The organism is Maribacter algarum (ex Zhang et al. 2020) (assembly GCF_005885635.1).
GTDB lineage: Bacteria > Bacteroidota > Bacteroidia > Flavobacteriales > Flavobacteriaceae > Maribacter_C > Maribacter_C algarum.
On the sequence record NZ_VATY01000004.1, the window covers coordinates 323,559 to 336,938 of the forward strand.

Annotated in this window: 9 protein-coding genes; 8 read left to right on the plus strand and 1 reads right to left on the minus strand. The window is 40.0% G+C overall.

Features of this window, described 5'->3' with window-relative positions; genetic code table 11:
- Positions 1-48: 48 nt before the first annotated feature.
- From FEE95_RS18395 to FEE95_RS18410, 4 genes are all read left to right on the plus strand, one after another.
- Positions 49-1,065 carry a DHH family phosphoesterase gene (locus FEE95_RS18395; protein ID WP_138659488.1) on the plus strand — a complete coding sequence of 339 codons (1,017 nt, stop codon included), beginning with the start codon at positions 49-51 and terminating at the stop codon, positions 1,063-1,065.
- Complete coding sequence (gldI, locus tag FEE95_RS18400) at positions 1,062-1,601, plus strand: gliding motility-associated peptidyl-prolyl isomerase GldI (RefSeq protein WP_138659489.1); 540 nt, start codon at positions 1,062-1,064, stop codon at positions 1,599-1,601. The genes FEE95_RS18395 and gldI overlap by 4 nt, the downstream gene beginning before the upstream one ends.
- A 26-nt stretch (positions 1,602-1,627) precedes the next feature.
- Positions 1,628-2,776, plus strand: coding sequence for a peptidylprolyl isomerase (locus FEE95_RS18405; protein WP_138659490.1), 1,149 nt, complete (start codon positions 1,628-1,630; stop codon positions 2,774-2,776).
- Between the two features lie 98 nt (positions 2,777-2,874).
- Entirely contained in the window at positions 2,875-3,942 is a 1,068-nt protein-coding gene (locus tag FEE95_RS18410) for a glycoside hydrolase family 5 protein (RefSeq protein WP_138659491.1), read from the plus strand.
- Between the two features lie 44 nt (positions 3,943-3,986).
- Here the strand turns inward: FEE95_RS18410 and FEE95_RS18415 are convergent, their stop codons facing one another.
- On the minus strand, positions 3,987-5,456 hold the full coding sequence (locus tag FEE95_RS18415) for an aminoacyl-histidine dipeptidase (protein ID WP_138659492.1): 1,470 nt from the start codon (positions 5,454-5,456) through the stop codon (positions 3,987-3,989).
- Positions 5,457-5,550: 94 nt separating this feature from the next.
- Between FEE95_RS18415 and FEE95_RS18420 the strand changes: the two genes are divergently transcribed.
- From FEE95_RS18420 to FEE95_RS18435, 4 genes are all read left to right on the plus strand, one after another.
- On the plus strand, positions 5,551-6,618 hold the full coding sequence (locus tag FEE95_RS18420; RefSeq protein WP_138659493.1) for a DUF3810 domain-containing protein: 1,068 nt from the start codon (positions 5,551-5,553) through the stop codon (positions 6,616-6,618).
- A 315-nt stretch (positions 6,619-6,933) separates the two neighbouring features.
- Positions 6,934-9,888: an amidohydrolase family protein gene (locus tag FEE95_RS18425; RefSeq protein WP_138659494.1), complete on the plus strand. Its 2,955-nt coding sequence runs from the start codon at positions 6,934-6,936 to the stop codon at positions 9,886-9,888.
- Between the two features lie 132 nt (positions 9,889-10,020).
- Entirely contained in the window at positions 10,021-11,310 is a 1,290-nt protein-coding gene (locus tag FEE95_RS18430; RefSeq protein WP_138659579.1) for an amidohydrolase family protein, read from the plus strand.
- Between the two features lie 17 nt (positions 11,311-11,327).
- Positions 11,328-13,370 carry a S9 family peptidase gene (locus tag FEE95_RS18435; RefSeq protein WP_138659495.1) on the plus strand — a complete coding sequence of 681 codons (2,043 nt, stop codon included), beginning with the start codon at positions 11,328-11,330 and terminating at the stop codon, positions 13,368-13,370.
- The last annotated feature ends 10 nt before the right edge of the window (positions 13,371-13,380 follow it).

Here is a 13,380-nt window from a genome sequence, read left to right on the forward strand (position 1 = left end):
AGCCTTTTAGGGTTTATCTCTGTATTATATTATTGTATCTTTGCGCGCATGAATTCAGCCAATATTAAAGCGGTAGAGGAGCTGCTTTCAGTACCGCAGAGAATTGTCATTATTCCCCATAAAAATCCCGACGGTGATGCAATTGGCTCTACACTTGCTTTATGGCACTACCTTAAAAATCGAGGTCACGAGGCTGTTATAGTTTCCCCAAATGACTATCCGAAATTTTTAAAATGGATGCCAGGCAATGAGCATATTCTAAATTTTGAGACGAAAAATTCACAGGCACTTGCGGCAATGCAAGAAGCGACCTTGATTTTTACTTTGGATTTTAATCACTTCGGACGAACGGGACAATTAGAACCCATCTTAGAAGCTTCAAACGCTCGGTTTATTATGATAGACCATCATCAAGCTCCGTCAAATTATGCTGAAGTGACCTATTCAGATGTCGAGATGAGCTCCACCTGTGAAATGGTTTATAACTTCATTGAATTTTTAGGCGATACAAGTACGATTACCCCAGAAATGGCGAATTGTATTTATACGGGAATCATGACTGATACCGGTTCCTTTAAATTCTCTTCAACGACCAGCAGAACGCATCAAGTTGTGGCCAATTTAATTGACAAAGGAGCAAAAAATACCGAAATACACAATAGCATTTACGATACCAATTCTCCAAGTAGACTTCATTTGTTAGGCTGCGCCTTAAAGAACATGGTCATCTTAGAAGAATATCGAACAGCTTATATCACCTTAAGTCAAGAAGAGTTAGATACGTACAACTATAAAAAAGGAGACACCGAGGGTTTTGTAAACTACGGACTAACCTTGGAAGGTATTCGGTTTGCAGTTATTTTCATTGAAAATAAAGAAGAGGGAATCATAAAAATTTCTTTTCGTTCTGAGGGTGACTTTTCGGTCAATCAATTTGCTCGAAAGCATTTCAATGGCGGTGGTCATGATAATGCCGCCGGAGGGAGGAGTGATGTTTCCATTGAGGAAACTGCAAAGTATTTCGTTTCCCTGTTAGAAGACTATAAAGAGAATTTGAACGCATGAGAAATTTAGTTTGCCTCTTATTATTTGTAGGTCTTATTAGCTGTGAAGGCCCAGTACCGAGACATCCTGTGAAAAGGAAAACCGGCAGTTCTATTGAAGCCTCTATAGAACGTAGCAAAAAACTACTTGCCCTTGAAGAATCAATTATGAAACAGGTTATAGCCAAGGATTCTACAAACAGCTATTTGCAAAGTGACACAGGTTCATGGTATTATTATAATAAGAAAAATGAAGTTGCCATATATACTCCGCAACCTGACGATTTGGTTACCTTGACCTATAATATCTTAAGTCTTTCAAATGACACCATATATAAAATGGAGGACATCGGAATCTTAAAATACAAAGTAGATAAACAAGAGCTTTTTCCTGGACTGAGAAATAGTGTGAAATTGCTAAAGGAAAATGAAACCGCTACCTTTTTATTTCCGTCTTCCTTAGGGTACGGTTATCCTGGTGATGGTGACAAAATAGGAATTAATATGCCTTTAAAGTCAACTATAGCCATTTTGAAAATTGAAAAAGACAGTATTTAAAAACTAAATTATTTAAAATACCATTCATGAAAAAAGCATTACTATTAGTATTAAGCATCTCAATGATACTTTCAAGCTGTAAATCAAGCAAGTATCCTGATTTAGGAGATGGGGTTTTTGCCGATATACAAACTACAAAAGGTGATATTGTTGTAAAATTGGAATATGAAAAAGTTCCGGTTACCGTGGCAAATTTTATCTCTCTGGCAGAAGGTACAAATACCTTCGTAGCGGAAGAATACAAGGGTAAAAAATTCTACGATGGCCTTATCTTTCATCGGGTTATGAAAGATTTTATGATACAAGGCGGAGATCCTCTTGGAACAGGAATGGGAAATCAAGGGTATAGATTCATGGATGAGTTCAATGACTCCTTGGTTCATGATAGAAAAGGAGTTCTTTCGATGGCCAATTCAGGGGCGAATACCAATACAAATGGCAGTCAGTTTTTTATTACGCACAAGCCAACTCCTTGGTTAGACAAGATACACAGCGTATTCGGGGAAGTTGTATTGGGTATGCCAATAGTTGATTCTATTGCAAACGTTGCAGTAGCCGGCCGTAATAGACCAGTTGAAGAAGTTAAAATGAACACTATCGAAATCATTCGCAATGGAAAAGAAGCCAAGGACTTTGATGCGGTAGCAGTGATGACTGATTATTTCAATAAGGAGGGGGAACGTTTAGCAGCCCTAGAGGCTGAGAAAAAGGCTAAAATGGAAGCCGTTAAAAAAATAAAAGAAACCTTTGTCGCAGATTTAGCTTCTCAAAAAGCCAAGGCGAAAGCATATCCTTCAGGATTGAAAGTATTAATACTTGAAGAAGGTTCAGGGGAAAAGCCGGGAATGGGGACCAAAGTTTTAGTAGACTATGCTGGTTTTTTAGAAGATGGAACTTTATTTGATACCAGTAAAGCCAGTGTTGCGGACACCTATGGAATGTTGGATCAACTTACTCAGATGCATCGCGGAAATTTATCCCCAAGCCCAATGGATTATAGTCCTGATGCACAGCTCGCCCCTGGTTTCAGGGAGGGTCTATTGACAATGAAAGTTGGCGATAAGGTTCGTTTGTTCTTTCCATCTCATTTAGGATATGGTGATCGTGATTATGGCCCTATACCCGGGGGGTCAAGTTTAGTTTTTGACCTCGAGATTACGGGTCTGGCCCAGTAAAAATATAAATCCCGCCACCAAGCGGGATTTTTTATTTCTTCACTCCCCCTGAAACAATTTGTATTTTTAATCCGTTAAACAATAAAATCCTCCTTGCTATGAGAAGAATATGTCTTAATCTAATCTTAGTTTGTCTTTTAATATCAACCACATCATGTAGTTCGTCCGATGAGCCTGTAGTGAACCCAGAGATTTCCGAAGATCAGACTCCTAAAGAAGAAGAAGAAGAAGAAGCACCTGAGAATCCAGTTACAGCCAGCTCAATAGTCGATATTCATGGTCAACTAAGCGTCTCTGGAAAAAACCTTGTTGATAAAGATGGAAACATAGTCCAATTGAGAGGTATGTCTTTATCTTGGACCAATTGGTGGCCGCAGTTTTATACCAAAGAAGTCGTACAATGGTTGAAGAAGGATTTCAAAGCTACCATAGTAAGAGCCTCCATGGGAATTGAAGACCCAGGAGGATATCTTGAAAACAAAGAAAGTCAAAAAGCACTTATTTTTACTGTTATAGACGCTGCGATTGAAGAGGGTCTATACGTGGTCGTCGACTGGCATAGTCATCATGCCGAGGACAGTGTTGAGGAAGCAAAAATCTTCTTTACTGAAGTAGCACAAAAATATGGAGACCAGCCCAATATCATTTACGAGACCTATAACGAACCGCTAGATACTCCGTCTTGGAATGATGTAATCAAACCCTATCATGAAGCCGTAATTGCCGAAATACGCAAATATGACCCCGATAATGTTGTCATCGCTGGCACTCGGACTTGGTCACAACGTGTTGATGAAGTAATTGGCAACCAAATTGAAGATGATAATGTGATGTATACGCTGCATTATTATGCATCTTCACATAAACAAGAACTTCGTGATTTAGCAAAAACGGCCATTGACGCAGGCATTCCCCTTTTCGTTACCGAACAAGGTGTTACAGAATATACCGGCGACGGATTCATTGACATTGTCGAGGCCAATACTTGGTGGGATTTCCTTGACGAAAATAATATCTCATGGCTCAACTGGTCAATAGCGGATAAGGAAGAAAGCTCTGCAGCTGTAAAACCAGGTGCTAGTGGTAGCGGTGAATGGCCCGATAGTATGCTGACCCAATCAGGATTAATGGTAAGGGAAGAGCTTAGGGGGAAAAACCCTAATTGATGCTTGGGTATTCGAAATCATTCTACGAAAAATAAAAAATATTCCTAGGCATTGCTTATTTCAGGGATATCTTCCAGAATAGCCAATAAATATTTCCAGAATTTTTGAACAGATGAAATCTGAACTCGCTCATCGGGAGAATGGGCACCGTGAATAGTGGGTCCAAAACTAATCATATCCATATCGGGATAGTTTTCTCCAAGTATGCCACATTCGAGTCCCGCGTGGCAAGCTACCACTCTAGGCTTCTCATTGAATAAAGACTCATATCTCGACTTTAAAACCTTTAGAATTTCAGAGTCGGGATTTGGGTTCCACCCTGGATAGCTTCCGCCGAAAGTGACAACAAAACCTGCAAGTTCAAAAGTAGCTCTCAAGGTTTCTGCCAAGTCCATTTTAGCTGAATTTACAGATGAACGCGTTAAACATCCGATTTTAATCTTCCCATCTTTCACCAAAACCCGAGCAACATTATTTGATGTTTCCACTAAATCAGGAATAGAAGCACTCATGGCATACACACCGTTATGAGCGGCATAAAGTCCTTTGAGTAATTCCTCTTGAACAAGACCATCCATCACTTTCGTAGGTGTCTCCGTGGAAATCAAATTAATTTCAAGGTTTTGTTCTGTAACCCTAAGTTCGTTTTTAATTACGGTAGTTAAAAGTTCAAAATTCTCTTCAAATTTTAGTTTTTGAAATTCATCGATAACGATTACCGAAGTGCTTTCCCTAGGGATAGCATTACGTAAACTTCCACCATCAATGTGTGCCACCTGAATATGATACTTTGCCATATTATAGTGCAAAATGCGATTCATAATCTTATTGGCGTTGCCCAAACCTTTATGGATGTCCATTCCACTATGTCCACCATTCAATCCTTTAACGGTAATTGAATAGGCAACATGACCAGTTGATACCTCTTTCTCTTTGTAATTCTTTTCTGCGGTAACGTCAATTCCCCCTGCGCAACCAATATCAATTTCATCATCTTCCTCGGTGTCGAGATTTAACAGAATTTCTCCTTTAAGAACGCCACCTTGCAAACCCATAGCGCCGGTCATTCCTGTTTCTTCATCTATTGTAAATAAAGCTTCAATCGGTGGATGAACGATATCGGAACTCTCCAATAAAGCCATAATCGCTGCAACACCCATTCCGTTATCCGCGCCTAAAGTCGTACCCTTGGCTTTGACCCAATCTCCATCAATATACATTTCAATACCTTGGATATCAAAGTCAAAAACCGTGTCATTATTCTTCTGATGTACCATATCTAAATGCGACTGTAAGGTCACCCATTTTCGATTCCCCATTCCTGAAGTGGCCGGTTTTCTGATAATCACATTTCCAACTTCATCTTTAAAAGTCTCTAGATGTAGTTCTTTTCCAAAATCCATCATAAACTGAATGACCCGCTCTTCTTTTTTTGAAGGGCGGGGCACGGCATTTAAATCAGCAAATTTGTTCCAAACGGTTTGAGGTTCTAAGTTCCTTACTTCAATACTCATAGAAATGGTTAATTTTTCCTAAAAATACGGACTCAAAAATTGCTATCACCCATAAAAGTTTAATTTTGGACGAACTGCAATTCTTTAACATCATTTGAAAAACAAACTCAGAAACGCAATCGCTCTTAGTCTCATCCCTCAAATCATTTTGGTGAAGTGGCTGGCAGGTCATACTGATTGGGTAGAAAGCTTTTACAGCACAGGCATTTATCCATGGATTAGTCAATTTTTCAGGAGTTTATTCGGATGGATTCCCTTTTCAGTCGGAGAAATCATTTATACCCTCTTAGTTGTATTGGTATTCCGCTACATCCTTAGAAATCGTAGAAAAATCAAGACAAAACCATTGCTATTTCTACGTGATAATATCATGGTACTCGCGGTTTTTTATTTCACTTTTCATATTTGTTGGGGGCTCAATTATTACCGAAAGCCTCTTTCAGAAACCCTAGCAGTAAATGAGAAAGCGACCTATGAAGACATAAAAAGTTTAACGGAAACATTGATCGAGAAAACCAATGCCTTGCAGTTACAAATCACTCAAGACAGTACTGCAATGGTAAACGTACCGTATAACAGAAATGAAATCTTCGAGCGGACTATTGCTAGTTACAACAACTTAGATGATCAAATGCCCTTTTTGGAGTACCGTCGACCGAGTGTTAAAAAATCTATGTTCAGTATCATGTCAAGTTATATGGGTATTGGGGGGTATTTGAATCCGTTTACCAACGAAGCACAGGTGAATAAAAAGACACCTGTTTTTAGGTTCCCAGTTGTAGCAGCCCATGAAATCGGACACCAAATTGGCTATTCCGCAGAAAACGAAACAAATCTCATCGGTTATATGGTCACAGCTGAAAACGAGGATATTTATTTTCAGTATTCAGCTTCAGCTTATGCCCTAGCCTATTGTCTAAGCGCCGTACACACCACCGATGAAAAAGAGTTTGAAAGACTATACACAAACATTAATGAGGGTGTAAGGAAAAACTATCGTGAACTTCAAGATTTTCATGAGGATTATGAGAATCCGTTCGAGCCAATCTTCAAATCTGTTTTCAGCACCTTCTTAAAAGCCAATAATCAGGCAGACGGTGTACAGAGCTATAGCCGCGTTGTACATTTGTTAGTGGGATATCATGAGAAGAATCCTTTATAAACTCTAACTAAATCATAAAATACAGGCCCTCCCCTTTTTTCAAGGGGCGACGCTGTGAGAACAGTGGGCGAGTTGAGGCGATGGCCTAGGGTGGAGGGGTATTTGGTGAAAATAATCGAGAAGGTTAATCAATTCGTGTTCCTAGGTTAACCACCCCGGCTGTCGCCACCCCTCCTTGAAAAAAGAAGGGGACCCTTTGTAACCACCTTTCTAGTTTTGAGGGACTTTCAGCAAACGTTAAAAATCCCAAAACCTCTTCGTAAATCCCCTGACTTCCCTTACATTTAGAAAGACTAATTAATCAACTATTCTAATATGAAAATCAGACTATTCGCGCTCGCCATTCTTTGGTGTGGCAGCACCTTGTTTGCTCAGGATTACTTTCCTGAAAACGATGGGGTAAAATCAAAAAACAACAACTATACAGCTTTTACAAATGCTAAAATTTATGTGACTCCAACTCAGGTAATCGAAGGAGGCACATTGCTTATTCAAAATGGCAAGGTTAAGCAGGTTGGAAAATCAGTTTCGATTCCTAAAAATTCTGTGGTTGTAGATGCGAAGGGACATTCAATTTATCCCTCTTTTATCGATATCTATTCCAAATTCGGAGTAGAGCAACCCAAGCGTCCTTCTGGTGGAGGTCGTGCCACACAATATGATGCGTCACGACAAGGTTTCTACTGGAATGACCATATCATGCCTGAAAATGCAGCAATTGCAAAGTTTAAATACGACGATAAGAAAGCTAAGGAATTGCGAGATGCAGGTTTTGGCGTAGTGAACTCCCATATTCAAGACGGAATTGTCCGGGGAACAGGAGTACTGGTTGCTTTAAACGGAAGCGGTGATGATTCCAACCGAATTTTGGATGACAAATCAGCGCAATACCTTTCTTTTTCGCGTAGTGTCATTAAAAAGCAATCTTACCCTACTTCACTTATGGGTGCCATGGCTTTGCTACGTCAAATGTATTCCGATGCGAAATGGTATGCTGCCGGAAACTCTGATACCAAAGACCGTTCTTTAGAAGCCTTAAATGAAAACAAAGGTCTTGTGCAGATTTTTGAAGCAAAAGATAAAGGTCATGCCCTTCGAGCAGATAAAATCGGAGATGCGAACGGCATACAATATGCCATCTTAGGGGGCGGAAATGAATACGAGCGAATTGCTGAAATCAAAGGAACCAACGCGAAGTTTATTCTTCCTATAAATTTTCCTGAGGCCTATGATGTTTCCGACCCGATTGCCGCGAATTACGTGAATTTGAAAGATATGCGTAAATGGAATCAAGCACCTTCAAACCCAAAGATACTCGCTGATAACGGAATTCCTTTTTCATTGACACTTTATGATTTAAAGTCCCCTTCAAAATTCAAAGCGAATCTGATGAAGGCCATAAAATATGGACTTCCCAAAACAAAGGCCTTAGAAGCATTAACAACGGTCCCAGCTTCCATCTTAGGAAAATCAGGAAGTGTTGGTTCCTTACAAGTTGGCCGTCAAGCCAATTTCTTGATTACTTCTGGAGACATTTTTGATAAAGAAACAACGCTTTATGAAAACTGGGTGCAAGGACAAAAAAATGTCATCAACGATAAAAACCAGAAAGATATTCGTGGCAACTATGATTTATCTGCTGGAGGCATGACATATAAAATGTCAATTACGGGAGAAGCTGGCAAACCTAAAATCGAAATCAAACAAGATACCAACAAGTTAAAGTCAAAACTTAGCTACAAAAATGATTGGGTAGCGCTTTCCTTTGCCACGGATAAAGGAGCGAAGAATTACCGTATGACGGGATTGGTTAACAAAGCTTCGGATAACATCAAAGGTAAATTGACCCTTCCTAATGGAAACGAGTCTACATTCGCGGCCATCAAAACTTCGGCATTCACTAAAGACAAAAAGGATGAAAAGAAAGATGCCAGCGCTCCGGAAGTAATGCCTGTAACCTTTCCAAATTTAGCCTACGGATTCAAAACAAAGCCTCAAGCAGAAACGATTCTATTCCAAAATGCAACGGTCTGGACAAGTGAAGATTCTGGAATATTAGAAAACACGGATGTACTTATTAAAGACGGAAAGATTTCCAAAATTGGTCAAAATCTCTCAGCAGGTCGTGCCAAAGTGGTAGATGCCACAGGAAAACACCTAACAGCAGGTGTCATTGACGAGCATACCCATATTGCCGCCTTAGCGGTTAATGAGGCCGGACATAACTCTACAGCAGAGGTAAAAATGGAAGATGTTGTAGATAATGAAGACATTGATATCTACAGACAACTTGGTGGTGGTGTAACTTCAGCACAGTTGCTGCATGGTTCTGCGAATCCGATTGGGGGTCGCTCTGCGATTTTAAAATTAAAATGGGGGGAGTCTCCCGAGAACATGATTTACAGCAATTCTCCCAAATTCATCAAATTCGCTTTGGGTGAAAACGTAAAACAAAGTAACTGGCAGAGTTTTTCAAGATTCCCCCAGACACGTATGGGAGTTGAACAAGTATTTATGAATTACTTCCAAAGAGGTAAGGAATATGATACTAAAAAGAAAAGCGGTCAACCCTATCGTTATGATGAAGAGATGGAAGTGATTGCCGAAATTCTAAATGGCGAGCGCTTTATCAGTTGTCACTCCTATGTGCAGAGCGAAATCAATATGATGATGAAAGTAGCCGACCATTTTAACTTCCGTCTAAACACGTTCACACATATTCTTGAAGGGTATAAAGTAGCCGATAAAATGGCAGCACACGGTGCAGGTGCAGGAACCTTTAGTGACTGGTGGGCCTATAAATATGAAGTTAATGATGCGATTCCCTATAACGCGGCAATCATGCAGCGACAGGGTGTTACAGTTGCTATCAATAGTGATGATGGTGAAATGGCAAGACGCTTAAATCAAGAAGCGGCCAAAACGGTAAAGTATGGAGGAATGACTGAGCTTGAAGCCTGGAAGATGGTAACCATCAATCCTGCGAAATTGCTGCATATCGATGACCGGGTAGGAAGCATAAAAGTTGGCAAGGATGCTGATTTGGTATTGTGGTCCGACCATCCATTATCCATTTATGCTAAAGCAGAGAAAACATTGATAGAAGGAGCTACCTACTTTGATTTGGAAGTGGATAAGCAAAACAGGGAAGCTATTAAAAAAGAACGTACACAGCTCATAAACATGATGCTAAAAGAAAAAGCAGGCGGTGGCAAAATGCAGGGACCAAAGATGAGCAAGAAGGAACGTATGACTTGTGAATCCTTGTAGCAGATAGAATGAAACAAAGGTTTTCCCCTCTTGAGAGGTGTTAGGGGTGTGTTAAGCCCAAGCCATAATAAGCATAAAAGCAACAGTAAATAGATTCCCGCCTTCGCGGGAATGACAATAAAAGTACTAATGATGAAAAAACAAAAAAACATACTAATCACCCTCCTCCTCACCTTCGGGATGACCAGCTGGGCACAACAAACTCCCGCAAACAAACAAACAGAAGCCATAACCATTACAGGTGCCACCGCACATATCGGAGATGGTACTGTAGTTGAAAACTGTACCATTGTTTTTGAGGATGGAAAAATCACAGCTTTGGGTTCTGGCGAAACTACCCAGGGGACGGTCATAGATGCTTCCGGGAAACATGTTTACCCCGGATTCATAGCCCCAGTAAAAGAATTAGGCTTAATTGAAGTAAACGCAGTTCGAGCTAGTAGAGATGCTGACGAAATAGGAGATATGATTCCCCATGTACGGAGTTTGATTGCCTATAACTCAGAATCCAAAGTAGTAGAGAGCATGCGGCCTAATGGGGTTTTGATGGCGCAAATTACGCCCAAAGGAGGTCGTATTTCCGGTACATCTTCAATAGTACAATTTGATGCATGGAACTGGGAGGACGCTGCCGTAAAAGTAGATGACGGTATTCATTTAAACTGGCCGTCCAGTTTTAGAAGAGGTCGCTGGTGGTTAGGGGAACCAAGAGGTTTAAAACCAAACAAGGACTATCAAAAGCAAGTTACTGAAGTAGAAACTTTTCTCCAAAATTCCGCTGCCTATGGTGGTAATACTGCAAAAGAGTTGAATCCTGCTTTTGCCGCTATGCAAGGAACCTTTAATGGAAGTCAAAAATTATACCTCTATGCAGATGGGGAAAAAGAAATCATTGACGGAATTACCCTAGCAAAAAATTCGGGTATAAAATCAGTTGTTTTAGTAGGAGGTTATCATGCTTATAAGGTGACTGACTTCTTAAAAGAAAATGATATTCCTGTGTTAGTACAGTTTACCCATAACACACCGAATTTTGAGGATGATGATTACGATTTACCATACAAGCTGCCCAAACTATTATCTGACGCTGGGCTCTTAGTTGCCATCCAAAACGGAGAAGCAAGCAACTTTCAAACCAGAAACCTTCCTTTCTATGCCGGGCAGGTTGTCGGACAAGGATTGGCAAAAGAAAAAGCGGTACAAATGATAACCGGTAATACCGCCAAAATCTTGGGCATTGATGCAACTCACGGAACGCTTGCCATCGGTAAAAGTGCCACCTTATTTATTTCTGAAGGAGATGCCTTAGATATGCGTACAAATCAATTGAGTCATGCTTTTATCGACGGCAGAAACATTTCTTTGGAAACCCATCAGACTGAGCTTTGGAAACGTTATTCAGGCAAGTATGAAGGTGAATAATTACGAAAACAATTAAGATGTCCAAAAAGCTATTCCTATTCGTTCTGGCATGTGTATATGCTATAAACAGTTCTGCACAAACCGGAAAAAATCCTTCTTTTGAAGAAGTCATTTCTTTGCAATCAAACTCCAATGCGGTCATTTCTCCTGACGGAAAACATATTGTTTTTGAAAAACAGTCTGTTGATTGGAAAGGAAACAAATTTGATAGGGAGCTTTGGCTATCTAAGAATGGTAATACCCCTTTTCAACTGACCAATAACAATGAGGGAATTAGCAGAAATCCCAAATGGTCACCCAATAGTGAATGGATAGCTTTCTCTTCAAAGCGAGGGGAAAAAACACAAATTCATATTATCCGGGCCGAAGGTGGAGAAGCCTCTCAACTTACTAGTACAGAAAAAAACATCTCCCGTTTTGAATGGTCTCCTGACGGAAAAAAAATTGCTTTTATTCAATCTGAAGATAAGTCAAAGGAAGAGGAAAAAAGAAAGGATAAATTTGGCGGTTTCGCCGTTGAGGATGCCGAGTTTAGTCAGAATCAAATATGGTTGTTGGATTTTAATCCTGCCAAACTCAATCTCCTTCCCTCTCCAGAACAACTTAAAGATTCTCTTTTTAAAAAAGAACATGAAGCCAAACCGTTAATCGACAGCACTTCTTTTTCGGTCAATACCTTTAAATGGTCTCCAGATGGAAAGAAAGTGGCCATTGAACACCAGCCCAATCCGTTAACCAATACTTTTTTCGAGGCAGATATTTCTATCTACGATATGGAGACCAAATCACTCAAATCATTGGTCAAGAATCCGAGCTATGATGGACTAGTAGATTGGTCGCCAGATGGAAAGTCTATTTTGTATGGAAGTAGTTTGAACGACAAAGTCTCGAACTATTATAAAAATGGAAAGTTTTTCCGAATCGATATTGACGGAACAAATAATCAACAATTGGCAGCAGCTTTTGATGAAGACTTGTTTGCTATGCAGTGGAATACCAAAGGTATATTTGCCCTGTCATGGCAAAAAACCGTGCGACGATTACTAAGCATCAATCCAGAAAACGGCAACACCGAAATTCTTTCTAAAACTCCGGAACGCATTTGGAATTATTCATTTTCAGATGATGGAACAAAAGTTGCTTTTACTGGAAGTAACGATACCGATTTAACTGAGGTATATTCAACAAGTTTTCCTTTTGATGACATAAAAGCACTAACGTCATCAACTAAACAAATCGAAAATTGGGCAACAGCGCAAAGTGAAGTTATTAGTTGGAAGAGTAAAGATGGTACCATTATCGAGGGTGTTTTACATAAACCTCAAGATTACGATGCTAATAAAAAATATCCTCTTTTAGTTATCATTCATGGAGGACCAACGGGAGTGTCTACTCCCGGAGCAGTACCGTCATATGTTTATCCGATGGTACAATGGTTGAATAAGGGAGCATTGATATTACGCCCTAATTATCGCGGTTCGGCCGGTTATGGTGAAAAGTTTCGTTCGCTCAATGTAAAAAATCTAGGGGTTGGAGATGCTTGGGATGTGCTTTCAGGAGTTCGCCATTTGGAGAAAAAAGGAATTATTGATGGAAACAAAGTAGGTTCAATGGGTTGGAGCCAAGGAGGCTACATTTCGGCCTTCTTAACCACGAATTCAGATAAATTCAAAGCAATTTCAGTTGGTGCTGGAATTTCCAACTGGATGACTTATTATGTGAATACCGATATTCATCCGTTTACACGGCAGTATTTAAAGGCTACCCCATGGTCAGATAAGAAAATCTATGAAAAAACCTCTCCTATGACGAACATAAATAAGGCTAGCACCCCTACCCTTATACAACACGGGGAGAATGACCGGAGGGTACCGATTGCCAATGCGTACGAACTATTTCAGGGCTTACAGGATGTTGGCGTTGAAACAAAGTTTATCATCTATAAAGGCTTCGGACATGGTATTACCAAACCCAAAGAGCGACTAGCCGCTACTTGGCACAATTGGCAATGGTTTGGGAAATATATTTGGGGAGAAGATATTGAAGTCCCCATGGATTAATAGCATCCCC

What these genes read in the sequence shown, in the direction of transcription:
- FEE95_RS18395 (WP_138659488.1), top strand. Translation starts at nt 49, where the DNA reads ATGAATTCAGCCAATATTAAAGCGGTAGAGGAGCTGCTTTCAGTACCG.
- gldI (WP_138659489.1), top strand. Translation starts at nt 1,062, where the DNA reads ATGAGAAATTTAGTTTGCCTCTTATTATTTGTAGGTCTTATTAGCTGT.
- FEE95_RS18405 (WP_138659490.1), top strand. Translation starts at nt 1,628, where the DNA reads ATGAAAAAAGCATTACTATTAGTATTAAGCATCTCAATGATACTTTCA.
- FEE95_RS18410 (WP_138659491.1), top strand. Translation starts at nt 2,875, where the DNA reads ATGAGAAGAATATGTCTTAATCTAATCTTAGTTTGTCTTTTAATATCA.
- FEE95_RS18415 (WP_138659492.1), bottom strand. Translation starts at nt 5,456, where the DNA reads ATGAGTATTGAAGTAAGGAACTTAGAACCTCAAACCGTTTGGAACAAA.
- FEE95_RS18425 (WP_138659494.1), top strand. Translation starts at nt 6,934, where the DNA reads ATGAAAATCAGACTATTCGCGCTCGCCATTCTTTGGTGTGGCAGCACC.
- FEE95_RS18430 (WP_138659579.1), top strand. Translation starts at nt 10,021, where the DNA reads ATGAAAAAACAAAAAAACATACTAATCACCCTCCTCCTCACCTTCGGG.
- FEE95_RS18435 (WP_138659495.1), top strand. Translation starts at nt 11,328, where the DNA reads ATGTCCAAAAAGCTATTCCTATTCGTTCTGGCATGTGTATATGCTATA.